Raw genomic sequence first — 23630 nt, forward strand, 5'->3', positions numbered from 1 at the left:
CCCGATCATCCCGATCCAGGCGCTTGCCTCGTTCAAGGTCCAGGAAATCGACCACGGCACCCCCGTGAGCCGCCTGGGCTTGGATGCCGAGCCGGTCACGCTGACCATCGACGGCTTCGCCGTCACAGTGCCGAAGGGCACGTCGCTGATGCGCGCTGCCGTGGACGCGGGCATCCAGGTGCCGAAACTCTGCGCCACCGATTCGCTGGAGCCGTTCGGTTCGTGCCGCCTGTGCTTGGTCGAGATCGACGGCCGGCGCGGCACCCCGGCGTCCTGCACCACGCCCGCCGAAGCCGGCATGAACGTGCGCACGCAAAGCCCGACGCTGCAGAAGCTGCGCAAGGGCGTGATGGAGCTGTACATCAGCGACCACCCGCTCGACTGCCTGACCTGCGCGGCCAACGGCGACTGCGAGCTGCAGGACATGGCGGGCGTGGTCGGCCTGCGCAACGTGCGCTACGGCGTCGGCGAAACGTCCGTGGCCAGTGTCACCGGACGCCACCACCTCGCCCACGCCAAGGACGAATCGAACCCGTACTTCACCTACGACCCGAGCAAGTGCATCGTCTGCAACCGCTGCGTGCGTGCGTGCGAAGAGGTGCAAGGGACGTTCGCGCTGACCATCTCGGGCCGCGGCTTCGAATCGCGTGTCTCACCCGGGATGGACGAGCCGTTCATGCAGAGCGAGTGCGTCTCCTGCGGCGCCTGCGTGCAAGCCTGCCCGACGGCGACGCTGACCGAGAAGACGGTGATCGAACTCGGCCAGCCCGAGCATAGCGTCGTCACCACCTGCGCCTACTGCGGCGTGGGTTGCAGTTTCAAGGCCGAGATGAAGGGCACGCAGGTCGTGCGCATGACGCCGTGGAAGGACGGCAAGGCCAACGAGGGCCATAGCTGCATCAAGGGCCGCTTCGCCTGGGGCTACGCGACGCACAAGGACCGCCTGACCAAGCCGATGGTGCGCGAGAAGATCACCGATCCGTGGCGCGAGGTGAGCTGGGACGAGGCGTTGAGCCATGCCGCCGGTGAATTCCGCCGCATCCAGGGCACCTACGGCCGCGATTCGGTCGGCGGCATCACGTCGAGCCGCTGCACCAACGAGGAAACCTACCTCGTGCAGAAGCTGATCCGCGCCGCGTTCGGCACCAACAACGTGGACACCTGCGCCCGTGTCTGCCACAGCCCGACCGGCTACGGACTCGGCCAGACCTTCGGCACCTCGGCCGGCACGCAGACCTTCAAGTCGGTCGAGCACACCGACGTGGTGATGGTCATCGGCGCCAACCCGAGCGAGGGCCACCCGGTGTTCGCCTCGCGTCTGAAGAAGCGGCTGCGGCAAGGCGCACGGCTGATCGTCGTCGATCCGCGCCGCATCGACCTCGTGGACGCCCCGCACGTCAAGGCCGACCACCACCTGCAGCTCAAGCCCGGCACCAACGTCGCGGTCATCACGGCGCTGGCCCACGTCGTCGTCACCGAAGGCTTGGTGAACGAGGCGTATGTCGCCGAACGCTGTGACCCGAAGAGCTTTCAGCAGTGGCGCGAGTTCGTGTCGAAGCCCGAGAACTCGCCCGAAGCGATGGCCGAGGTCAGCGGCGTGCCGGCCGAGGTCGTGCGCGGCGCGGCGCGGCTTTACGCGGGTGGCGGTCGGGGCGGCAACAGCGCGATCTTCTACGGCCTCGGTGTCACTGAACACGCGCAAGGCTCGACGATGGTGATCGGCATCGCCAACCTCGCGATGGCCTGCGGGATGGTCGGCCGGGAAGGCGTCGGCGTGAACCCGCTGCGGGGCCAGAACAACGTGCAAGGCTCCTGCGACATGGGCAGCTTCCCGCACGAACTCCCCGGCTACCGCCACATCAGCGACACGACCGTGCGCGCCCAGTTCGACGCCGCCTGGGGCGTGACGCTGAACCCGGAGCCGGGGCTGCGCATCCCGAACATGCTCGACGCGGCGCTCGACGGCAGCTTCAAGGCGCTGTACGTACAGGGCGAAGACCCCGCGCAATCCGACCCGGACACGCAGCACGTCGCGGCGGCGCTGTCGGCGATGGAGTGTGTCGTCGTGCAGGATCTCTTCCTCAACGAGACGGCCAAGTACGCCCACGTCTTCCTGCCGGGCGCGTCCTTCCTCGAAAAGGACGGCACCTTCACCAACGCCGAGCGCCGCATCAGCCGCGTGCGCCAGGTGATGCCGCCGCTGGCGGGCAAGGCGGACTGGGAGGTGACGCAGGCGTTCGCCAACGCGCTCGGCTACCCGATGCACTACACGCACCCGTCGCAGATCATGGACGAGATCGCTTCGCTGACCCCGAGCTTCGCAGGCGTGAGCTTCGAGAAGATCGAGCGGCTCGGCAGCGTGCAGTGGCCGTGCAACGAGACGACCGACGAGGCGGGAACGGCGATCATGCACATCGACCGCTTCGTGCGCGGCAAGGGGCGTTTCCTGCCGACGCAGTACGTGGCGAGCGACGAGAAGGTGACGCGCCGCTTCCCGCTGATCCTGACGACTGGCCGCGTGCTCAGCCAGTACAACGTCGGCGCCCAGACCCGCCGCACCGAGAACAGCCGCTGGCACGAAGAGGACCGGCTGGAGATCCACCCGCACGACGCTGAAGAGCGCGGCGTGAAGGACGGCGACTGGGTCGGCATCGCCAGCCGGGCGGGCGAGACGGTGTTGCGGGCCGATGTCACCGAGCGGGTGCAGCCGGGCGTGGTCTACACCACCTTCCACTTCCCCGAGTCCGGCGCCAATGTCATCACCACCGATTCCAGCGACTGGGCGACCAACTGCCCCGAGTACAAGGTGACGGCGGTGCAGGTCAGCAAGGTCACGCAGGCGAGTCCGATGAGCGAGTGGCAGCGCGATTTCGCCACGTTCAGCCACGAACAGCAAGTCCTGCTGGAGTCCGCACGATGAGCGAGCACGCCCACGACCCCGCACAGACCCTCGTGCGCCTGGCCAACCGCATCGGGGAGTTCTTCGATGCCTTCCCCGACCGGGACGAGGCGGTGGACGGTGTCGCCAACCACCTGCGCAAGTTCTGGGAGCCGCGGATGCGGCGCCAGCTTTATGCCCATCTGGACGGATCGGCGGCTGGTGCGGGGCTGAGCGCACTGGTGCTGCAGGCCGCGCTGTCGCGTCGCGCCGTGCTGGACCCCGGAGAGCGATGACCGGGCGGGGCGATCGCTGCAAAAGAAAGTGAATCCCCATGCTTTCGTCTGGATGCAGTGGGGCGGGCATGTGTGAATTCGTGCGCGTACATATCGTGCGGCGCACGCTGGTGCGCTCAAGTTTTGGGCGTGGTGGCCGACGGCGCCGCTTACTATTCAAGCCCCCACTTTTTCGCGACCATGCTCCCTCGGCACGATTTCTCCAGCTCCCTCCCACCATCGAATTTGCTGATTTCGGGTGGTGAGCGCACGCTGGTCAGCGTGGTTGGCGCTCCGATCGATGCCATTTCGTGGGACGAGACCTGCGCAGTGATCACCGGCTGGGCGCAGCGGCGAGAGAGCCGCTATGTCTGCATCTGCAACGTTCACTCCGTGATCACCGCGCAACAGGATCCGGACTTCCACGATGTGATCCAGGAGGCCGACATGGCCACACCGGATGGAGCGCCGGTGGCCTGGATGATGCGGCGGCTGGGTTACCGCAACCAGATGCGGATCAACGGACCCGACCTGATGTTCCGCTACTGTGCCCAGGCTGCTCAACGCGACGAGCGCATTTTCCTGTACGGCAACACGCCCGGGACGCTGGAAACGCTCCAGAAAAGCCTGCACAAGACGTTTCCGACGCTGCAGATCTCGGGGAGCTACTCGCCGCCGTTCCGCGCGCTCACGCCCGAGGAGGACGCCGAAGTGGTGCAGCGCATCAATGCTTCAGGAGCCGGCACCGTCTGGGTCAGTCTCGGCTGTCCGAAGCAGGAACGCTGGATGGCGGCCCACCGCGGGCGCATCCAGGCCGTGATGGTGGGTGTTGGCGCAGCGTTTGATTACCACGCGGGCACCTTGCAGCGTGCACCCGGCTGGATGCAGCGTCTGGGCCTCGAATGGCTGCACCGCTTCTGGTCGGAGCCGCGTCGCCTGGGACGGCGGTACATCGTGACCAACACCCGGTTCATGGTCCAGGTCGTGAAACAATTGCTGACCCGCTGAGCCATGGATGCCACGACTGCCGATGCAGGGATAGGTCGTGTCAGGTCACCCGTGCTCGGCGTGCCGGTCGATGTGCTGGATTGGCCGACGGCCGTCGAGCGGATCTGTGGGTGGGCCAAGGCCCGCGAGTCGCGGTATGTGTCGATCTGCGATGCCCACTCGATCGTGCGGGCCAGCCACGAATCTCGCCACGGCCACCACATCGCCGAAGCCGACATGGTCACGCCCGACGGCTGGCCGGTTGCCTGGATGCTCCGCCACCTCGGGCACCCTCGGCAGCAGCGCATCAATGGCCCGGACCTGATGGAGCTGCTGCTGGTCGAGGCCGAGCAGCGCGGGCTTGGGGTGTATGTCTACGGGACCACGGACGCCACGCTGGCCGCCCTGCAAGACGCACTGCAGGCGGCCTACCCGGCGCTGAACATCGTCGGAATGCATTCACCGCCGTTCCGCGCCCTGTCGGACGAGGAGGACAGGGCCGATGTCGCACGCATCAATGCCTCCGGCGCACACCTGGTGATGACCGGACTGGGATGCCCCAAGGAAGACCGCTGGATGTTCGAGCACCGGGGTCGCGTACAGGCGGTGATGCTGGGCATCGGAGCGGGCATCGACTTCCACGCGGGCACGGTCGCGCGTGCGCCAACCTGGATGCGCGAGCATGGTCTGGAATGGCTCTTTCGGCTGACGCAGGAGCCGCACCGGCTCTGGAAACGCTACCTGGTCAACAACACCCTGTTCGTGGTGGGTGCCTTGAGGCAGTTTGCACGGCACGTGCTGGTACATCTGCGCTGAACTGTGTTCTCCGCGATTAAGCTTGCAGCAGACATCAACCGTCGGCAAAAGGGGATAAAACACATGCAGTTCCACCGTATCCAGCAAGTCGAACCCTGGCTTGGACGTTCGGAGTTGGAGGCGCTCAACGGCTGCATCGAGCGGAACTGGCTGACCGAAGGGCCCGCTGCCTCGGCCTTCCGGCAAAGCCTGAGCCAGCTCACTGGCGCCAACCACATCGCGCTGGCGCCCAACGGCACACTGGGGCTGTTCCTGGCATTGCTGGCACTCGACCTGCCCCGTGGCAGCGAGATCATCATTCCCGGATTCACCTTCATGGCCTCTGCCAGTGCGGCGGTGTTCGCGGGGCTCAAGCCCGTGCTGATCGATGTCGATCCGAACACCTTCACTGCCCGCCCGGAGGCATTCGAGCGTGCCATCACTCCGCGCACCTCGGCGCTGATGCCGGTCCACATCTACGGTCAGGCCGCCTATGCCGCCGAGATCGCAGCCGTCGGCAAGCGCCATGGACTGGCGGTCATCGAGGATGCCGCGCAAGCCTGTGGCGTGCGCTACCGCGGGCAGCACGCGGGCACGTTCGGAGATGTCGGCGTGGTGTCCTTCTTCGCCGACAAGACCATCACCATGGGCGAGGGTGCGGCGGTGCTGTCCCGCGAGCAGCACCTGGCCCGGCGCATCAGCCTGCTGCGCAACCAGGGGCGCGAGTCGAGCGGGTCGTTCATCCACGAATCGCTGGGCATGAACTTCCGTGTCACGGACATGCAGTGCGCGGTCGGACAGGCGCAGATGGCGCGCCTGCCGCAGGTCAAGATCGACCGCCTGCGCCGCTACGCCTTGTTCCAGGAGGGACTGACGGGCCTGTCGCAGGTGCGCTTCATGCGGGTCGATCCGAACTCCGAGTTCATTCCCTTCCGGTTTCCCATCCTGTGTCCGCGGATGCCGGAGTTGCGCGATGCGCTGGAGTTGGCCGGGGTGCAGACGCGGTCGATGTTCTACCCGCTGCACCGGCAGCCGTGCCTGAAGGGGCTGGTGGATCCGGTGGATCTGCCGATCTGTGACACCCTGTACGGCGAGGGACTGTGCTTGCCGATCCACCAGGGCATTCAGGACAGCGACGTACACCATGTGGTCGAGGTCATTCGCAACACCTTGTCCCGCAAACCCAGCGGAGGCTGACTTAGTTCTCGCCTTGCACGGGTATTTGGAAACAACCCGTGTTCGAGGGGACTGCACAGGCCGGCCAACACGGCACAGTCTCTTCTCCCGGTTCTCGCCGCTCTCCCAGCCCCTCCGCCATGGAACGCCCTCAGCAAATACTGGTCACTGGTGCCGCCGGCTACATCGGTTCGGCGCTGGTGCGTGCGTTGTTGGAGCGCGGACATGTCGTCACGGCCGTGGACAGCATGATCTTCGGCGACCAGGGGCTGGCCGATCTGCGCCAGCACAGCCGCTTGCACATCCACCGCATGGACACGCGTGCGCTGCACCGCGGACACCTCACCGGGATGCACGCGGTGGTCGATCTGGCGGGCATGTCCAGCGAATTGGCCGCCGAATCGGACCCGGCAGGTGCCGACGCCGTCAACCACCGCGCGCAAGTCCGCCTGGCCCAACTGGCACGCAGTTGCGGTGTGCCGCGCTACCTGTTGATCAGCAGTTGCACGGTCTACGGCCATGCCGGCACCCAGGACTGCACCGAAACATCGCCCGTGCGGCCGCTCACGCACCAGGCACAGCATTTTCTGATGGCCGAGGCCGCCATCTTGCCGCTGGCTGGACTGGGGTTCGCCCCTGCGGTCCTGAGGATGGGCCTGGTCCACGGACAAGGTGTCCGGATGCGTCTGGACCTCATGGTCCACGCCATGGTCCTCAGTGCGCTGCGCCTGCGGCGGATCACGCTGGACAGCCACGGCGTGCAGTGCCGGGGCCATGTGCATCTGAGCGACGCGGTGGCCGGTATCCTGGCGGCGCTCAAGGCACCTGCCGCAGTGGTCAGCCGACAAATCTTCAACATCAGCCACCACAACCTGAGCGGTGCAGCGGTGGCGGATGCGATCCGTACCGAGCTGGGTAGCACGGTCGTTGTCAATCCCCTGGGCGGTGCGCCAGATCTCCACCACCACCGCCCCAGCCACGCCAAGGCGCAGGAGCTGCTGGGCTACCGGCCCGAGGTGGACTTGTGTGCCGGTGTACGCGGGCTGATTGAGGTGCTGGGTTCCAGTGCGTGTGCGGAGCCACCGGAAGCCCGTGCCTTGCGCTGGATACACGAAGTGTTGGCACAAGGTCGGGAGGCCAAGGCAGCGATCGAGCACACCGCGGTGTTTGGTCGCATTCCCGCTGTCGTTCCGCGGGCAGTGGGCAGTCTCACGCTCCAGTGAGTCCATCACCACAGCGGTGTGCCTGCCCGACCGATCGGGTCACTGCTGGCCCCCTGCGTATGGACCATCCGAATAAAAACGTGCGGCTATCTTGCCCAAGTGTCCATATAGTCGGCACAACTGGCGCACATGCTGGTCATCTCCACGCACATAAAGCGCCGCGATAACCACCATCGACACCAAGGCTGACAGCAGCCCCCGCAGCGCGAAATAGGCATAAGGCCAGCGGTGTTGCCCCAGCCGCGCCTCCAGCCGCACATAAGTGCGTCCACCCATGAAGGCCCTGTGCAGCACCCACGCCCGCGCCATGCGCTCGGCTGGAACCGATTCCTGGACCACCGCCTCGTCGCACCACACCAGCTTGCACCCACGCTGAATGGTGGTGGCAAAGAACAGACTGTCCTCACCGCCGGTACGTGCGAATTCGGTGGAGAACCGGTGCCCCCCTTCGATCATGCGGCGACTCAGCATGACATTGCCCGTGCGGGCATCTCGCCAGGGAAGTGCCGTGCCGGTCGCAAACCGCATGCGGTCATTCACCCTGGACGCCACAAGCCACGCTGTCGGAGAAACTTCGAAGAACGGCACGACAGGCCCGAATACTGCATCCGCTCCCGTACTGTCGAGGCAGCGTATTAGCTCGACCAGCCACTGCGGCTCGACAAACTCGTCGTCGTCGATGAACGCCATGACTTCGCCTGTGGCGCTGTCGAGGCAGCGGTTGCGGGCATGGCTGACTCCAGGTGATGGCTCCTGGAGGTACTTCAGATGCAGCAACGGATCGGCGCTAAGAAATGAATCAACTACTGCGGCCGCGCAGCCTGCGGGGGCGTTGTCCACCACGATAATCTCCACGCGACACCCTGAGGGGGTTTGCATGTCGAGCAGAGACTGCAAGGCTTTGCGCAAACCATCGGGGCGTTGGTAGGTGCAGATGCAAACGGAAATCAGCCGGCTGGGCGTATGCATGAATTTCAACTACCGAGTGCTACAACCATTTCTGCGTAGGCGCGATGCCACGAGAGCAGAATAAAAAATAGTGGGCAGAGTAACGTATCAAAGACGCGAGGGCGTCTGGGTCTGGTCATCTCTGCAATTGCATGCGATACCGCTTGCGACGAATCAGGACAATCTGGATGATTTCCAGCAGAGCCAATGCCAGCACGATTGAGCCTGAATGAGGCATGGCACTGGCGATGAGCATGACGACGACAGTGGCAGCGAGCGTGATGACACCAATTCTGCTGAGATCCTTGAAGCCTGCATCGCCTGTCATGAGGGTGGCTGCGTAGATGCCCTTGATGAATGCCAGCCCCGCTTGGGCCGTCCACAGCAGTGTCAGCGTGCTGAGATTGGAGTATTTCGTGCCGAACAGCATGCGGATAAAGTCATCAAAAAAATATACTGTTGCGCCCATGCTGATAGAGAGCAGTGTGGCGGCTGCGACGGATTTTTTAACAGTGCTATCAAGCTGTTCGTACTGCCGTGCAGATGCCCATTGCGAAAGGCGTGGTCGCATTAGATTGAACCAGGCCGCGCCAACCAAGGCAATTGGCGTCGATAGCAGTCTGGCGACTGAAATGTCAGCCACTTCTGATTTGCTGAAGCTAATTGCTGCCAAATAGGGGTAAGTGTTACTTGTCAAGAGCGTGACGAACGATCCAAGTACCGCCCAGCGCCCACATGCCCAGAATTCATGAATCAGCAGTTTTTCAATTTCCGATTGGCGCGATCGGCCATGCTTGATACCATCAAAAATGGTTGACTGCATTAGTTGCGGCAGACTGACGACTGCGCTCGCAATTCCAATTAATGCCAATACTGAAGCCGCTGATACAGCACGAAAATGTATCATTAGGAAAATACTGATGACCAATAGTATCCCATAGAAAACATTGCTTTTCAGTGCAGATGAAGGATTATTCTGGGAGTAATGAAATACTCGAATATTGTCTTTTAATATGGAGCCAAAAATGCAAGCGCAGAAGCCTAAGCCGGTCGCGAGCGTCATCAGAGAATCATGGAAAAAAGCACTATAGGCAAAATATCCAACTAGTGAAAATAAAGCCGCAAAAATGGAAAAAATGACCGTGCCGTGTGTATAAATGGCCACCACGGTGTTCCGGCTGGATTCTGGCTGACGAGGATAAATTGTGGTGTATGGCGCTGATAGCAGCGCACCACTGATTCCTTGAAAAAACAGTGCCGTATTAAAAAGAAGAACGTAAAGCCCGAATTCTTCCTTTTCTAGTTCACGGACAAAAACGAGCGATATGAGCAGACTGATGCCACTCAGCCAAGCTTGGTCAAAAATCGAGGTGCCAACCTTGGCAGCTTTGCGCCAATTGATTGCCATGCAGTGAGCTACCGAGTGAGGCCAGACAAACGCAGCCTGTCTTCTGCTGAAATGGATGCCATCATGGACGAGACAAATTGCTGGTGCGCCGAAAAAGCGCGAGGAAGATCTGGGTCAAGGCTGGAGATGCGAAAAAGCAAACCGTCAGCAATCTCTCCCTTCATGGCGTACTCTATTTCCTTCAATTTCTTGTCCGTGCCAGATTTGACAGCGTAATTCCCAATCGTTGTCCAGTAGGTGACTGGCTCTATGCGCTGTGACTGATAAGTCGTCTTGAGTTGTTTTGCAGGTATCTTTCCAAAATCAGTATCAAGGTTTACCCTGTAATTGGAAAGTACCTGAAAACCTTGTGCTGGGTAGCATATTTCGGGCAAATGAACTTGGAAAGAATCATTCTGATTTTTGCCGTAAGCAATCGACAGCATGATCCGGTAACCTTGAGCGGAGACATAGGCGCGGTTGATTTGCTCAGAGTATAGCTCGCCGAGCAGTTGCTGCTGCTGCGGGTTGACAATGTTTCCTGCGAGATCTTGCTGCTGCCAAGTACCAAATCTAGCCGGTACGATTTTCTCTAGTGTACGTGTCCCGCGGGTATCTGAAAAATAATGGGTTGGACGTAAATGATTGGCCGATGCTGCGGTAAGCGACATGAATACAGCAGCAATAAGGGCTGTGATGGATTGTTTGTTCATGGGGCAGTCCGTACAGCGATTGGTTGATCTGGTGGTTTATTCGGTGAAAGCATGCGCAACAAGCTATCCAATGCGATGATCAGCGCCAGTGCTGCAAGGAAAAGCACCATGCCGGCGAATCCGTGCAAGAACCCTTGTCCCGCTGCATCACCAAAATGGTAAGTGATCAGGGTAAGAACCATTACACGAATCACGTTAGCTGTGAAGCTGATCGGTACGATGAAAATGGCCAGCAAAATATTTCGGGTGGCCGATTGATGGCGAACCAGATTGAGGTAGAGCAGGCCCAGTGCTTCAAGGGTAAATAGTGTATTAAGGCCTGCACATGCATCGGCCACCAAGAGCTGGTATTGACCAATTTGTAGGATCACGCCACTGCGACTGATGGGGTAGCCAAAATGGTAGAGAACGAATTCCGCAACATAGGATACGGCGACTTTCATGGGTTGCGTCAGGGCATCTACAAAGACTCCAGGTAGCGGCACCATGAAGACCATGAAAAATATTGGAAACCACATTAATTTTACGGCAGAGTAACCACTCAATAGTAGCAGTAAGCCAGTAACAATCAGTACTATTGATCCTACTTCGAATATTAAAATATTTTGCGATCGCCCAACTAGATAAATTAGTAATCCGAACAAGAGTGCTGTCCATCCGGCGATGAATTTTGGTTTAATGAGTAAGGAAAGTAGTTCCAGCCTGTTTTGCCAAAGTAGCCAAATAGAAATTGCAAGGACGATAGGCCCATGCCCCTGTTGATCTCCAGCCCAAAGTCCGTGAAATAAATCCCAAAAAGTCAGGCTGTACATGCTAATCACTCCAGCTAAGGAGATGATCCACGGTGTGAGCACGTTTTTTGTTGAATCGACAGTGGCGCTGTCGATAGGATTTATTGTTTGGTGGGGCATACTGGTTTCCGCAGAATTTATGGGCAAATTAAATGATGCTGTTTTGATATGAATCAAAATTCATTCACAATAACGCCAGTTAGTTTTGCAGAGGTTTCTTTCAATTGTGATGTGAAGTTGGCCAGATCTTCTGTTCCCGTTCGGTGTCTTCTGGCCAGTGTCAGGGCAGCGCCACTGCGGGCCGCGATCACGAAAGCGTCACTGCCAACGCTACCCGCTGGGGTGTCAATGAGAACATGGTCAAATTTGCGCAACAGCTCGCTGATGAGCAAGCGAAATGCCGGACGTTCTAGCAGCTCCAGTGGATTTGGGGGTGTGATGCCAACAGGCATGACGAACAAGCTGGGAATGTCTGCTGCCTGATAAATGACATTCTCCTCTTGCCTGCCACTGAGTACACCGGTGAGTCCAGAGGTATTGGGAATGGAGAATAATTCATGCAGGCGTGGATTTCGCAAGTTCCCGTCAACAATCAGAGTTCTACCGCCCAGTTGGGCTAAAACAATCCCTAGATTTGCGGTTAGAAAAGTACGGCCCTCTCCATGGCCGGGACTCGTGATCGCCAGCGCTCTCTTCGGCTCTTGTGGGCTGAATACCCGCATCATGAGCTGACTTCTGATTGCCCTGAACGCTTCTGCTTGCTTCCCAAATGGTTGCGATGCAGAAATTAACTCTGAATGGATGGTCGCAGTATTTTCTGGTGTATATGGATAATTGAATTGCTGGCTTAGGGCAAACACAACATCGGAGTCGCTTGCGTAGCCAAGTTTTACTGCTGATTCGCCAAACTTTATATTATTTTGTTTTTGAAAATCAAGTATTTCTTTTAACTGATCTGGAGTGAGGTTATTGTTGTTTTTGATAAGCTGGCCTATAGCTATATTTTTTCCTTCCTGTACCTCAACGTAGGAATCATAGGCGCCTGAGTTTTGCTTATTTTTTATTTCGCTGTTTGTATGCTGAGACATTTTGATCCGTAGGTTGATTGGGCTTTGGGTGGGTTATAATGGCTTATATAAAAAATATTGGGAAAAGCAAGTGACCAATTATTCCGCCGCCGTAATATGCGAAGTTTGATACCAGAATTCTTAATTCTATGTACATGGTTGAAATTATTATTATTGGGAATATCATTAATTCACCATAATTCGACCTGAGTAGGGCTACTGATAGATAAATTACTTCACAACCACGGAATAGATCGACATAAAAATACATCCGCAGGAATGCTAATGGAGTTGCGGAGACGCCAATCAGGAATGAAAAATAAAGTGCTGCAATGAATAACAATTTTAGAATTAATTCATTATTTGATTTTTTTGCATGAAAAAATACGGCTATATAGAGTAGCGCATCCAATGACATGGTTATTGGGTTAATGTCGCCATCGCTGCGAATCCTCTGAAATATGTTGTCTATTGCAATATGGGTTGAGTAATAAATGCCAATTCCGGAAAATATAAGTAAAAGAAATATTTTTACGATTTTGTCTGTTTTTCCGGATGGAATTTCAATTTTCTGATAAAAATATCCAATTAATAAGCAAGAGAAAGGTATATAGGTTGATTCGTGGCTTGTAATTGATATTATGCCGAAAAGTATTGCCAGCTTTGTTTCTTTGAGGATAAGTGACGTGGCACAGAGAAGAAATGCAGCGGATGCAAATTCTTGACGAACCAGATGTGTTGTAAGTGAAAATGTTACGCCCGTAAACATTGCCGCGGTCAAAGCAGCCATTGTTTTTGCTGGGGATAATCCTGACGAATTAAGCATCTTTGAAAAAGCTGCCCCGGTCAGCAAATATATCCATCCAGTGATGAATATATTGAGGACCATGGTATTTCCGTCTGATATTCTAGATAATATAAAAGAAATAGTGTAGTAGAATGGCTCATTTATTTTTATTGTGAACTGATTTACGCGGCTGCCGAGATAACTTGTTAGCGGTAATTTTTTTAATAGTAAAAAATGATCATAATACCAAGTTAGGTCGCCAGATAGATATTTTCCGGAGTTTATCCAGCAAAGTAATGCGGTTATTGTTATTACTGTTGATATCTTTACTGAGAAGCTGTTGTTTGTTATTAGTATTAATGTTATGAGTGCTGCTGCAATAATTAAAAATGGAAATCTAAAGTACAGCAGAAAAAATATTATTGCCAATGTTGCTGTCGCGATGTATTTTAATGTTTTCCTGGGGTAGCGAAAAATCGGCAGCAGCAACGACAGCAGTGATTCAAATTTTATTGATGGTGATGTCATCTATTTTTGATGTGCTTCGAGTGTGATTGGCGTATATTTTCTGCTGAGTGCTGTGCGATTTTGTTTTGTCGGTTTTGGAAGGTATCCAATGATGGGGACGTCAATTTTCTGATGAAGATCGTCGAGGGTTCTTATCTTCTTGTTCAGGGACTCTCTTGTGATCGATGTTGTTATCCCAAGAATGATTCCTGCGACCAGTCCGATCATTGAGTTGATCGCTATGTTGGGCGATGACGGTTCATTAGGGTCTGTTGCAGGCGAGAGTACTGAAATATTGGTCTGAGTCAGTTGACTCTCGAGATTGGACTGATTGAGGCGCATGGTGACTTGTTCGTAAGCGCGCTGTGCCGTCTCTGCTTCACGTTGCAGCACCATGGCTTCGTCACGCTGCGCTCTGAGTTTCAGTACTTTGGCGCGCTGCGCATCAAGCGATGCACGGATCTCAAGTTCTCTTTGCTTGTTGATGTTGTTGGATACGCCGACACTTCCCGTGATGCGACTGGTTTCCGTTTCCAGGCGACGCTGCAGTTCTGAAATGCTGGCGCGCAACTCCTTGACTTGCGGGTGCTCGTCCCCGAACTTTGATCGAATTTCGGTCAAGCGACTTTCTTGGCGAACCAGATCTGTTCGCAGCGATGACACCAGACCATTGTTGATCACGTCAGGTATCTGATCCGCAGAAGTCTTTGCCTCATTCTTCCTGCTGGACGACTCAATGGCCACTGCTTGCAGGATGACCAGTTGCGAGTTCAGTTCGTTGAGTCGCTGAGTTTCGATGTCAAACCGTTCATCGGCATTCAGGAGTCCATTGACTTTCTGGAACTCTGAAAGTTTGGCTTGCGCGCGCTCAACCGATGCACGCAAGTCTTTTCCTCGAGCATCGAAAAATTCGCTGTATTGTTTTGCAGGAGACGATCGAAGCCCGATGCTCACGTCGATATAAGACTGTGCAAAGGCGTTTGCAATCGTGCTTGCAAACCTGGGTTCCGGGCTGGAGTAGCCAATGGTGAGGACACTGCTCTCGCGTGCCGGCTTCACAATCAGTCGTTTTTTGAATAGTTCGACTACCCATGTATTGAAGTTGCCTTTGCGATCAGTTTCCTCAGCCCACCGCTGACGCAGTGCTGGATTTTCTGTCAGCCGAAGCCTGGTTACCACCTGTTGCGCGACTCTGTCACTGTTGATGATGTCTACCTGTGTCGCCATGAACGAAGGCGATGTCAGGTTTGGCGTCCCTGCGACCGGGTCCACTGCACGACCGTCCAGAACCACCGTTGTGATCGCCGTGTAACTTTTTGGCAGTAACAGACTGATGCCGATCGTGGTGCTGACGGTCAGTATCAATACGACAACCGCTGAAACCCAGCGCGCTTTCAATATTGACAGTAGTTGCGCAATGGTCATGAGTGATCACACCTGATGGAGGAATGGTGCATTTCAGATATGCACGGTGTCTTGCTGTAAAAGCAATGCATGGGTGCAGGAATCCCAAGAGATGTTGCACCGAGGGCAAGCTCTTGGGATATGGGTCATGCGGTCAGAACAGACTTTCGCGCACGTAGATCACGTCGCCGTCTTTCATCGCGTCATTCATGCCGGGTTGCAGGATCTCGACCTTGCCCTCTGCATTGCGGCGATGGACGCGCAGTCCTTTTTCCGTGCCGCGCTGGGTCAGGCCGCCGCCGGTGGCCAGTGCCTGGATGACCGTCATGTCGCGTTCGAGCCGCATGGCACCCGGACGCTGCACTTCACCGTAGATGTAGACCATCGGCATCCGGTCCACGTACACCGTGTCGCCGTTGACGATCACAGGGTCGTTGGCCTTGGTCGAAGCCGAGAACAGGTTGGGCAAGTCGATGACGACACGGAACGCCCGGCTGTCGCGCACGCCGCTCAGCGTGACCAGATCGCTGCCGCCTGCAGCGATGCCGCCAGCGGTGGCAAGCAGCTCGCTCAGGCGCATGCCCGTCAACTCGATCGGATAGCGACCCGGACGGTTGACCATGCCCAGCACGGAAGCCTGGTTGCCCCGGATCTGCGTGACCAGGATGCTCACCTGCGGCTGGCGCACGAAGTTGCCGTTGCGCAGACCGTCGGCGATGACCTTCTCCGCCTTGGGGATCGACAGGCCGCCGAGCCTGATCTGGCCGAGCAGGGGAAAGCTGATGGTGCCGCTTTCGGCCACGCGGGTTTCCAGTGTCAGGTCCGCGTTCTGGTAGACGCTCACGCGGATCACGTCGCCCGCACCCAGCACGTAGTCACGCTGGGCATCGGACACCTGTGCCCAGGACAGCGCAGGGGCCACCAGGGACAGGAAGGCAAGCAGCACGCACCGTAGCAGGCGCGCGGAGAGGGACGAGGTGGTGTTTAGCGTGAGCATCATGTGTTACTTCAGACCCGAAAGACCTTTTTGGAGGGCGGAGGCGTCCAGCGCATCGGAAGCGCCGGCCGGAGGCGTCGGCGCCACGGCGGGGGCCTCGGCCGCACCGCCGTCGGCAGGTGCGGAGGCGGCACCTGCAAACTGGCCGACGTACTCGATCTTGGCAGATCCACGCAGCGCCTTGATGCCATCGGTGACGAGTTTGCGCTTGCGGTCGCTCAGAAGGAACTGCTCGATCGCCTTTTTCGCGGACTCTTCGGTCACGGGCGACGGTTTGGCCGAGGCCACCAGCGCGGCGTTCAGGCCGGTTGGCGTGGCGACCACGATCCACTGGCCCTCGTTGACCTTGGCAAGCTGGTCGAGGAAGCCCATGGGAATGTTTTCCGGCGCCTGGGACACGTTGCGGGCGGCGAAGCGGATGTTGGCCGCCTTCAGTGCGCCAGCCAGTTCATCGGCGCTGCGCAGGGCCGGGATCTTGGCTTGCAGTGCGGTCTTCTGGTCGGCGCTGGCCTCGATGTTGAATTCCTGCAGACCGTAGATGCGGCGCTTGGAGAACAGGGCCGGCTTGCTGTCGTAGTAGGCCTTGATGTCTTCCGGGGTCGGTGCAGCAGCGGCTTCGGCGATGCGGTCGGCGTAGGCGCGGGCCAGGATGTCGCGGCGGGAGGCGTCAATGGCGGAGACGATGCGCGGGTCACGGTCCAGCTTTTGCTCGACGGCTTGCTGGACGGCCAGCTCCTGGTCCACGAGTCCGTCCAGCACGCGGCGACCCACGGCCTGCGCCTGTTCGGGCTTGAGACCCTGCTGGCGTTGGAGCACGTAGTTCACCTGGTGGACCGAGATCTCGCTGGAGTTGACCTTGGCGGCTACCTGGGAGGCACCCTTCTTGTCGCCTTCCCCTCCGCCGCACGCAGCGAGCAGGGAGGCCGTGGCGATCGCGCCCAGCACGAGCGTGGTGCGCAGAGGGGCAGAGGAACTGAACAGGGACAAGGTCATGACTTGCATACTCCGAGGGCGAGCGGATTGCCGAATCCGTTTTGCGTACCGCGTACCGGTGGCGCTCGCAATGAAAGAGGTGATAAACGGGTAAAACCAGTGGCAGTTTAGCGGCTGGGCGTGGTGGTTTGCTTCCCCGGATTGCAGGGGCGTGGTGCATTCCCTGCCCGCACGTTAAGTCTGCACGGCAAGCCTTCACGACTGAGTTTCAGTCCGTGAGCCATCGGCCGATAACTGCTGCCCGGCAAAAAGTGCCACGAATTTCACATCGGCCGAAGATATTGGCACCGACTCGAAATGAAAATTATGAAAGCGTGCGTGTGTCCCCGCCATCCCAGTCTTTTGGCGGGTGCGCGGGCAGGGCCTGCGGGGCTGTGCGCTGTGTGCGAAGCCCTGGGTGCTGCTGGGGGGCGCGGCCGGATGGCGGGGGCTGGACTCGCCGCTGCAGAAACCTGCCCGCTGTATTTTGGCTACCCGTTGTGGCGGGCTTCGGGCCATGGTTTCCAGGGGATTGTCGAGATAATCCCCCAAGGACAGGCACGGGCCGCACTGGCCTGGTTTTCTGCCCAAGGTCTGGCGGAAGCTCAGGGATTCGAACCCTGGAACCCTTGCGGGTTGCCGGTTTTCAAGACCGGTGCAATCGACCACTCTGCCAAGCTTCCCGTCGGGGCGCCATTGTGGCAGAACTTCAACGCGGCGCCATGGCCTGCGGGCAGCCGACGCTGACCAGTTCACGCCGCCCACCGTCCACCCATGCCGCCGTGAGGCGCCCGCCCCAGACGCAGCCGGTGTCGAGCGCGAGCAGATCCGGCCGGTCCAGCGTGCCCAGCGTGGACCAGTGGCCGAAGGCGATCGGCGTATCGGCGGTGCAGCGGCCAGGCACGTCGAACCACGGCATCAGGTGGAGCGGGGCGTCGTCGGCGCTTTCCTTGCGCTTGAAATCCAGCGTGCCGTCGGCCGTGCAGAAGCGGAGGCGCGTCAGCACGTTGATGGCGAAGCGCCAGCGATCCGGCCCCCGCAGCGTCTCGTCCCAGCGCGCTGGCTCGTTTCCGAACATGACCTGCAAGAACGCCTGCAGATCGACACCGCGCAGCAGGGACTCGACCTCCGCCGCCAGCGCCAGGGTCTGCGAGGCACTCCACTGCGGCGCCACGCCGGCATGCACCATCAGCCAGCCCTGTTCCTGCACGGCCAGCCGCTGGTGGCGCAGCCAGTCCAGCCAGTGGTCGCGCCGCGGGCTGGCCAGTATCTCGCCCAGCGTGTCGCTGCGGTGGGCACGCCGCACGCCGTGGGCGACCGCGAGCAGATGCAGATCGTGGTTGCCCAGCAGGCAGGTTGCCGCGTCGCCGAAGCCGGCCAGCCGCTCCAGCACCTGCAGCGAACACGGCCCCCGGTTGACCAGATCGCCCAGCAGGTAGATCCGGTCGCGCGAGGGCGAGAAATCGAGGGTGGCCAGCAGTCGCTCAAAAGCGTCACAGCAGCCTTGCAGATCGCCGATCAGGTAGTTCATGGCGTGGATTCTGCTACGCTCTTCGCGCCGCAACTGCCGGCGCGAACCTTGTTTCGTGCCCCCTATGGACCTAGCCCTTCTCTTTGTTCTGATCGTCATCAATGGCATCTTCGCCATGTCGGAAATGTCCCTGACCGCCAGCCGCAAGGCCCGTTTGCAGGTGATGGCCGAGACGGGAGACGCCGGTGCCCACGCCGCGCTCGCCTTGCAAAGCAGCCCCACCCAGTTCCTCTCCACGGTGCAGATCGGCATCACCTCGATCGGTGTCCTGAATGGCATCGTCGGCGAGGCGGCATTCTCCGGCCCGGTCTCGGCCTGGCTGCTGGCGAATCTGCCCATCAAGGCCACGGTGGCCGACGTGATGGGCACCGGCCTGGTGGTGGCGCTCATCACCTTCATGACGATCATCTTCGGCGAACTCGTGCCCAAGCGCGTCGGTCAGATGTACCCCGAGACGGTGGCCACGCTGGTGGCGCGTCCGATGCGCGGCCTGTCGGTGGCGGCCGGCCCGTTCGTCAAGCTGCTGGCCGGCACCACGCAGGCGGTGCTCAGCCTGCTGGGGGTGCGCGAAAGCACCAACCGCGGCGTGACCGAAGAGGAAATCGCCGCCAGCCTCGAAGAAGGACTGGACGCCGGTGTCATCGAGGCGCACGAACACCAGATGGTGCGCAACGTCTTTCGTCTGGATGACCGCCAGATCGGCTCGATGATGATTCCGCGCGGCGACATCGCCTGGTTGGAGGTCTCGGCCAGCCGTGAGGACATCCTGGCCGGGCTGACCGAACACGGCCACTCGCGCTACCCGGTCTGCCGCGGCGGGCTGGACGAGGTGCTCGGTGTCGTCACGGCGCACCAGTTGCTGATGCAGCTCGCCGCCAGCCGGGAAATCTCGCTCACCGACTCGATGCAGTTGCCCGTGTTCGTGCCGGAAACGCTGTCGGGGATGGAGCTGCTGGAGCACTTCCGTGGCTCGCCGGTGCAGATGGTGTTCGTGGTGGACGAGTACGGTGTGGTGCAGGGCGTGATCACGCTGCGCGACGTGCTTGAAGCCATCACCGGCGAGTTCACGCCCCATTTGGCCGAGGACGCCTGGGCCGTGCAGCGCGAGGATGGCTCGTGGCTGGTGGACGGGATGATCCCCGTGCCGGAACTCAAGGACCGCCTCGGCCTGAAACAACTGCCCGACGAGGACCGCGGGCGCTACAACACGCTGGCCGGCATGGTGATGCTGCTGCTCGGGCGCCTGCCGCAGACCACCGACGCGGTGGAGTGGGCGGGCTGGCGCTTCGAGGTGGTCGATCTCGACGGCAAGCGCGTGGACAAGGTGCTGGCCAGCCGCACCGCCGACGACGAAGGACTGACCGAATGACCGCTCCCGCCAACGTGCTGTACCGCCAGCCCGTCCTGCTCACCCGCGAACAGCACGCGGGCCAGCGCGTCGCCCCGGTGCGCGACTGGCGCGTGGCCCGGGGCTTGAACGCGGTGCCCGTGACCGCCATCGAGTTCACCGAGGCGGCGCGCGAGTTCCCGATCGCGTTCGTGCCGGCGGGGCAGGATGCGCAGGGCCGCGTGCAGGTGTCACCGGTGATTCTGCTGGGCCTGCGCGAAGGCGAGAACCTCTTTGTCGGTCCCGAAGGTGCCTGGACGGCGACCTACCTGCCGGCTTTCCTGCGCCGCTACCCCTTCGCCTACACGGCCAACGGGGACGGGCAGTTGAACCTCGTGGTCGATGCCGCGTGGCCGGGCTTCGGCGGCGAGGCGGGCGACGAGGTGCTGGACGCGGCCGGCGAGCCGACGCCGGTGCTGGAGGCCGTGCTGCAATTGCTGGACAACTTCGAGCGCGAGACGGTGCGGACCCGCGTGCTGTGCGACCGGCTGGTGGCGCTGAACCTGCTGCGTGGCGGCGAGATCCAGGGTGCGCTGCCCGATGGTCAACCGCTCAACGCCGGTGGTTTCTACCTGATCGACGAGGCCCGGCTGGCGACGCTGCCGGACGAGTCCGTGATCGAGTTGCACCGCCTGGGATTGCTGGGACTCCTCCACGCCCACCGGGTGTCGATGGGCCATGTGCAGACGCTGGCGCGCCGGCTCGGCGTTCAGTGAGCCGCTGAACCCGCGCGGCGGCGGCTCCAGGCGAGCAGCGCCACCACGGCAGCCAGCCCCGCCAGCCAGCCCAGGCCCATGGCGCCGCCGCCGCCCTCCGACGGCACCGCATCCGTCTCGTCCGGCCCGCACGCGGCCACGGGCGCGCTGCCCATGCGCAAGACCGCCGAGCTGCGGCCGACTGCCCCCGTGTTGTCCGTGACCGCCAGCTCGACCGTGACCAGCCCGCTGCCGATGGCGCTCAGGGTGGCGGTGCTGGCGGTGGTGCTGCCCGTGAAGCTGGCCAAGGCACCGCCGTCGAGGAGGCGCCACTGGTAGCCCGTGACCGTGCGGCCGGCGGTGGTGCTGGAGCCAGCGGCGCTCAAGGCCAGGCTGCCGTTCAGCGGCACGCGCGACTGCGCATCGACCAGCCGCGCCACGACGGTCGGCCCGGCCGCCACTGCGGCCCGCACGGCGGCGGCGGCGTCGAGCATCCCGGCACCACAGGTGCTGGTGGTGCAGTGGCAGTTGATCTGCTCTTTGGTGGTGATGGGGCTGCACATCGGCGTGGAGTCGCCACTGGCAGGGGGCGGAAACGGCCGCGCGGTGGATTGGAGCAGTGCCGTGATCTGGTCGGGGGTGAGCGTGGGCTGGGCCGACAGCATCAGCGCGATGGTGCTGGCCACCATGGGTGCGGAAAAGCTGGTGCCCCGTGCCGCGCTGTTGCTGCCCGTGGTGTAGGTGGGGCACTGCGGCCCGGTCTTGCCGGTGTTGCTGGCGCTCAGGATCGGGTAGACGCATTCCCCGAACGTGTTGACGCAGTTCCCCTCGGGGGCGGACAGCGCGACCTGCTGGCCCAGGCTGGACTCGCCGCCCTTGTCGCCCGCGTGCCGCAAGCCGGCGACGGCGATGACGCCCGCGCAGTTGGCGGGCAGGTGGACGCTGCGGTTGTTGTTGCCGGCGGAGACCACGATGGTGACGTTGGCCTGGCGCAATTCGGCGATGGCATCGCGGTAGATGCGGCCGTCGTCGGTGGTGCAGTCGCCCACGGAACCCAGGCTCAGGTTGAGGATGCGCGCTGGAGTCGGGTTGTCGGGCACCCCTTCGACGTGCAGCCCGCCCGCCCACCGCATGCCCGCCACGATGTCGGCGTCGTGGCCCCCGCACTTGCCCAGCACGCGCACCGGCAGGATGCGGACATGCCGCCCCATCCCCGCCATGCCCGCGGCGTTGTTGGTGGCGGCCCCGATCAAGGCGGAGACCTGCGTGCCGTGCCAACTGCTGTCGGAGGCATAGCAGGGAGCAAAGGTCCGAGTGTTGGCGACCTCGTCCGCGGTGATCCAGTCGCCGGGATCGCTCGGGTTGGCATCGCGGCCGTCGCCATCGTTGGCGGTGATGGCCGTGCTGACGAAGTCGTAGCCGGGCAGCAGCTTGCCATCGAGGTCGGGGTGCTTGAAGCGCACGCCGCTGTCCAGCACGGCGACGACCACGTCCGCCCGCCCGGTCGTGGTGCTCCAGGCGGCTTCCGCGTTGATGGCGGACACGAGCGCGGCATTGGGGGCGCCCATGTACCACTGACCCGCCGCCGGACTCACGCCGGGTCCGCCGACGAACAGCGGGTCGTTCACGGTGGCGTGGGCGTGGCGGCGGCGGTTCTCGACGACGTACTCGACCTGCGGGTCCGCGGCCAGAGTCTTCATCAGTGCGGCGGTGGTCTGGCCCTGGCCGTGGATGACCTGGGTGTCGGACGAGACCACCGCGCCGTCGCTCAGGCGCAGGCCGGTGCGCTCGCCCAGGGCCTGGGCGCGCTGGGGGCGGGTGTCCGCGGCGGTGGCGGTGGCGGCGGTGCGGGTGGTGCTGACCGACAGTGCGCTGGCTGGCCGCGTGGTCTTGAACTTGACGATGACCCCGTCCACATCCGCAGCCGCAGCCGTATTCGTCGCCGTGGGTGTGTCCGCGCCTGCTGCGGCGGAGAACGCGCCAGGGCCGCACAGGAGAGTCAGCGCCATCAGGACTGGGGGCAGCCGACGCATCGACAAGAGTGGGTGAAGCTGACGTGGCATGGCAGGGGGTGCGCTCGTGAACGTCGCGCAAGTGTAGGTTGCCCTGTGATCGGCCGTGTTGCCCGCTTCTGAATCGGGCCGCGGCACGTCCAGCCCCTGCTCGCTGGGGGTGCGTAGTGCGCAACTGCCGTGCCGGCAGGCGAGTCTGTCCCCTGAACACGGGGTTCGGTGGCCCAGCTACCGCGTGACACCGTGGCTACCATCAGGCTCGATTCGTGAGCCAGCACCTTGTGTTGCGCATGAATCTGGCGTTTTGGCGGGTGCCACCACCCGCTTACAAGGGGATATTCACACCATGGAACGCACGGAACGTTTCTGCAAGATCGAGATGCTCATCCGCAGCCGTGGCTGCGTGAGCTTCGCCGATCTGATGACCGAGCTGGCGGTTTCGCGTGCCACGCTCAAGCGCGATCTGGACCACCTGCGCACGCGCATGGATGCCGCGATCGTCTACGACCGCGACCGCAACGGCTACCGCTTCGAGACGGTGGACCGCAACGGCCGGCGCAGTTTCACCGCCGAGTCACCGGGCGTCTGGTTCAACGAGCGGGAGATCCATGCGCTGCTGACCATGCACCAGTTGCTCGACGGCCTGGGCGTCAACGGCAGCATGGGGCGCCACCTGCAACCCCTGCTCGACAAGCTCACCGGCATGCTGGGCACCAGCGAGAGCGAGGCGCGCGAGCTGACCCGGCGCGTGCGCGTGGTGGCGCCGGTGCATCGACCGGTGCGCGGGCGGCATTTCGAGCGGCTGGCCAGCGCGGTGCTGGAGCGTCGGCGTCTGCGGCTGACGGTCGAAGGTGAGCCGGGCGGGTGCGACCGTGACCGTGACCGCGTGGTCTCGCCGATGCGGCTGGTCCACGAAGAGGGCGTCTGGTTCCTCGACAGTTGGGACCATGACCACGAGGCGCTGTGCCGCATCGCGTTGCCCAGCGTGCGGTCGGTGCAGACGCTGGAGGCGCGTGCCAAGGAAGTCGCCATGCGCGTGATCGAGGCCGAACTCGATACCGCCTTGCAGCGCGCCTGAGCCGTCCTGGCGGGCGCCGG

At 61.0% G+C, this 23630-nt stretch carries 20 protein-coding genes and 1 tRNA gene; 9 read left to right on the forward strand and 12 right to left on the reverse strand.

The window, feature by feature from the left end:
• Positions 1-46 precede the first annotated feature (46 nt).
• The 6 genes from fdhF to QZW52_RS06105 all read left to right on the forward strand — a co-directional run bounded on the left by fdhF (position 47) and on the right by QZW52_RS06105 (position 7334).
• Positions 47-2920, forward strand: a complete 2874-nt coding sequence (gene fdhF / locus QZW52_RS06080; protein WP_434738283.1) for a formate dehydrogenase subunit alpha — start codon at positions 47-49, stop codon at positions 2918-2920.
• Positions 2917-3174 (forward strand): formate dehydrogenase subunit delta, encoded by a 258-nt coding sequence (locus QZW52_RS06085; protein WP_293996357.1) that lies wholly within the window; start codon positions 2917-2919, stop codon positions 3172-3174. Before fdhF ends, QZW52_RS06085 begins: the two co-directional genes overlap by 4 nt.
• Before the next feature lie 132 nt (positions 3175-3306).
• Positions 3307-4161: a WecB/TagA/CpsF family glycosyltransferase gene (locus QZW52_RS06090; RefSeq protein ID WP_293996359.1), complete on the forward strand. Its 855-nt coding sequence runs from the start codon at positions 3307-3309 to the stop codon at positions 4159-4161.
• A gap of 3 nt (positions 4162-4164) precedes the next feature.
• Positions 4165-4956 (forward strand): WecB/TagA/CpsF family glycosyltransferase, encoded by a 792-nt coding sequence (locus QZW52_RS06095; protein ID WP_293996360.1) that lies wholly within the window; start codon positions 4165-4167, stop codon positions 4954-4956.
• Positions 4957-5019: 63 nt separating this feature from the next.
• A complete protein-coding gene (locus tag QZW52_RS06100; protein ID WP_293996361.1) occupies positions 5020-6132 on the forward strand; it encodes a DegT/DnrJ/EryC1/StrS family aminotransferase in 1113 nt (370 codons plus the stop codon).
• A gap of 119 nt (positions 6133-6251) precedes the next feature.
• A complete protein-coding gene (locus QZW52_RS06105; RefSeq protein WP_293996363.1) occupies positions 6252-7334 on the forward strand; it encodes an NAD-dependent epimerase/dehydratase family protein in 1083 nt (360 codons plus the stop codon).
• A 39-nt stretch (positions 7335-7373) separates the two neighbouring features.
• Here QZW52_RS06105 and QZW52_RS06110 read toward each other — a convergent pair whose 3' ends face one another.
• The 11 genes from QZW52_RS06110 to QZW52_RS06160 all read right to left on the reverse strand — a co-directional run bounded on the left by QZW52_RS06110 (position 7374) and on the right by QZW52_RS06160 (position 18438).
• Positions 7374-8303 (reverse strand): glycosyltransferase family 2 protein, encoded by a 930-nt coding sequence (locus tag QZW52_RS06110; RefSeq protein WP_293996365.1) that lies wholly within the window; start codon positions 8301-8303, stop codon positions 7374-7376.
• 115 nt (positions 8304-8418) lie between these two features.
• Complete coding sequence (locus QZW52_RS06115) at positions 8419-9690, reverse strand: lipopolysaccharide biosynthesis protein (RefSeq protein WP_293996367.1); 1272 nt, start codon at positions 9688-9690, stop codon at positions 8419-8421.
• 8 nt (positions 9691-9698) lie between these two features.
• On the reverse strand, positions 9699-10382 hold the full coding sequence (gene epsI / locus QZW52_RS06120; protein ID WP_293996369.1) for an exosortase-associated protein EpsI, B-type: 684 nt from the start codon (positions 10380-10382) through the stop codon (positions 9699-9701).
• Positions 10379-11194 (reverse strand): exosortase B, encoded by an 816-nt coding sequence (gene xrtB, locus QZW52_RS06125; RefSeq protein ID WP_434738281.1) that lies wholly within the window; start codon positions 11192-11194, stop codon positions 10379-10381. Before xrtB ends, epsI begins: the two co-directional genes overlap by 4 nt.
• Positions 11195-11346: 152 nt before the next feature.
• The gene (locus QZW52_RS06130; RefSeq protein ID WP_293996373.1) at positions 11347-12261 is read right to left on the reverse strand and encodes a polysaccharide biosynthesis tyrosine autokinase; all 915 of its coding nucleotides are present in this window, start codon (positions 12259-12261) and stop codon (positions 11347-11349) included.
• Between the two features lie 43 nt (positions 12262-12304).
• Entirely contained in the window at positions 12305-13516 is a 1212-nt protein-coding gene (locus tag QZW52_RS06135; protein WP_293996375.1) for an EpsG family protein, read from the reverse strand.
• Between the two features lie 39 nt (positions 13517-13555).
• Positions 13556-14959: a chain length determinant protein EpsF gene (gene epsF, locus QZW52_RS06140; RefSeq protein WP_293996377.1), complete on the reverse strand. Its 1404-nt coding sequence runs from the start codon at positions 14957-14959 to the stop codon at positions 13556-13558.
• A gap of 133 nt (positions 14960-15092) precedes the next feature.
• Entirely contained in the window at positions 15093-15938 is an 846-nt protein-coding gene (gene epsE / locus QZW52_RS06145; protein ID WP_293996379.1) for a polysaccharide export protein EpsE, read from the reverse strand.
• Positions 15939-15941: 3 nt separating this feature from the next.
• Positions 15942-16928 (reverse strand): EpsD family peptidyl-prolyl cis-trans isomerase, encoded by a 987-nt coding sequence (locus QZW52_RS06150; protein ID WP_293996381.1) that lies wholly within the window; start codon positions 16926-16928, stop codon positions 15942-15944.
• Between the two features lie 574 nt (positions 16929-17502).
• A tRNA-Ser gene (locus tag QZW52_RS06155) sits at positions 17503-17590 on the reverse strand.
• A 26-nt stretch (positions 17591-17616) separates the two neighbouring features.
• A complete protein-coding gene (locus QZW52_RS06160) occupies positions 17617-18438 on the reverse strand; it encodes a symmetrical bis(5'-nucleosyl)-tetraphosphatase (protein WP_293996383.1) in 822 nt (273 codons plus the stop codon).
• Positions 18439-18502: 64 nt separating this feature from the next.
• On the opposite strand from QZW52_RS06160, the gene QZW52_RS06165 reads away from it, so the two are divergent.
• Together QZW52_RS06165 and QZW52_RS06170 are read left to right on the forward strand one after the other, a co-directional pair.
• Positions 18503-19807 (forward strand): hemolysin family protein, encoded by a 1305-nt coding sequence (locus QZW52_RS06165; RefSeq protein WP_293996385.1) that lies wholly within the window; start codon positions 18503-18505, stop codon positions 19805-19807.
• Entirely contained in the window at positions 19804-20541 is a 738-nt protein-coding gene (locus tag QZW52_RS06170; RefSeq protein WP_293996387.1) for a SapC family protein, read from the forward strand. Before QZW52_RS06165 ends, QZW52_RS06170 begins: the two co-directional genes overlap by 4 nt.
• Here the strand turns inward: QZW52_RS06170 and QZW52_RS06175 are convergent.
• Positions 20535-22529, reverse strand: a complete 1995-nt coding sequence (locus QZW52_RS06175; protein WP_293996389.1) for a S8 family peptidase — start codon at positions 22527-22529, stop codon at positions 20535-20537. The two genes, QZW52_RS06170 and QZW52_RS06175, sit on opposite strands and share 7 nt — an antisense overlap.
• 349 nt (positions 22530-22878) lie before the next feature.
• Between QZW52_RS06175 and QZW52_RS06180 the strand changes: the two genes are divergently transcribed.
• Complete coding sequence (locus QZW52_RS06180; RefSeq protein ID WP_293996391.1) at positions 22879-23610, forward strand: helix-turn-helix transcriptional regulator; 732 nt, start codon at positions 22879-22881, stop codon at positions 23608-23610.
• Positions 23611-23630 lie beyond the last annotated feature (20 nt).

It is taken from the genome of Sphaerotilus sp. (assembly GCF_013299175.1).
Lineage (GTDB): Bacteria > Pseudomonadota > Gammaproteobacteria > Burkholderiales > Burkholderiaceae_C > Sphaerotilus.

Coding starts and splice junctions, on each gene's coding strand:
- QZW52_RS06180 (WP_293996391.1), top strand. CDS start 22,879: ATGGAACGCACGGAACGTTTCTGCAAGATCGAGATGCTCATCCGCAGC.
- QZW52_RS06150 (WP_293996381.1), bottom strand. CDS start 16,928: ATGACCTTGTCCCTGTTCAGTTCCTCTGCCCCTCTGCGCACCACGCTC.
- QZW52_RS06170 (WP_293996387.1), top strand. CDS start 19,804: ATGACCGCTCCCGCCAACGTGCTGTACCGCCAGCCCGTCCTGCTCACC.
- QZW52_RS06105 (WP_293996363.1), top strand. CDS start 6,252: ATGGAACGCCCTCAGCAAATACTGGTCACTGGTGCCGCCGGCTACATC.
- QZW52_RS06130 (WP_293996373.1), bottom strand. CDS start 12,261: ATGTCTCAGCATACAAACAGCGAAATAAAAAATAAGCAAAACTCAGGC.
- QZW52_RS06100 (WP_293996361.1), top strand. CDS start 5,020: ATGCAGTTCCACCGTATCCAGCAAGTCGAACCCTGGCTTGGACGTTCG.
- QZW52_RS06160 (WP_293996383.1), bottom strand. CDS start 18,438: ATGAACTACCTGATCGGCGATCTGCAAGGCTGCTGTGACGCTTTTGAG.
- QZW52_RS06115 (WP_293996367.1), bottom strand. CDS start 9,690: ATGGCAATCAATTGGCGCAAAGCTGCCAAGGTTGGCACCTCGATTTTT.
- QZW52_RS06095 (WP_293996360.1), top strand. CDS start 4,165: ATGGATGCCACGACTGCCGATGCAGGGATAGGTCGTGTCAGGTCACCC.
- xrtB (WP_434738281.1), bottom strand. CDS start 11,194: ATGTACAGCCTGACTTTTTGGGATTTATTTCACGGACTTTGGGCTGGA.
- QZW52_RS06165 (WP_293996385.1), top strand. CDS start 18,503: ATGGACCTAGCCCTTCTCTTTGTTCTGATCGTCATCAATGGCATCTTC.
- QZW52_RS06085 (WP_293996357.1), top strand. CDS start 2,917: ATGAGCGAGCACGCCCACGACCCCGCACAGACCCTCGTGCGCCTGGCC.
- epsI (WP_293996369.1), bottom strand. CDS start 10,382: ATGAACAAACAATCCATCACAGCCCTTATTGCTGCTGTATTCATGTCG.
- QZW52_RS06175 (WP_293996389.1), bottom strand. CDS start 22,529: ATGGCGCTGACTCTCCTGTGCGGCCCTGGCGCGTTCTCCGCCGCAGCA.
- QZW52_RS06110 (WP_293996365.1), bottom strand. CDS start 8,303: ATGCATACGCCCAGCCGGCTGATTTCCGTTTGCATCTGCACCTACCAA.
- epsE (WP_293996379.1), bottom strand. CDS start 15,938: ATGATGCTCACGCTAAACACCACCTCGTCCCTCTCCGCGCGCCTGCTA.
- epsF (WP_293996377.1), bottom strand. CDS start 14,959: ATGACCATTGCGCAACTACTGTCAATATTGAAAGCGCGCTGGGTTTCA.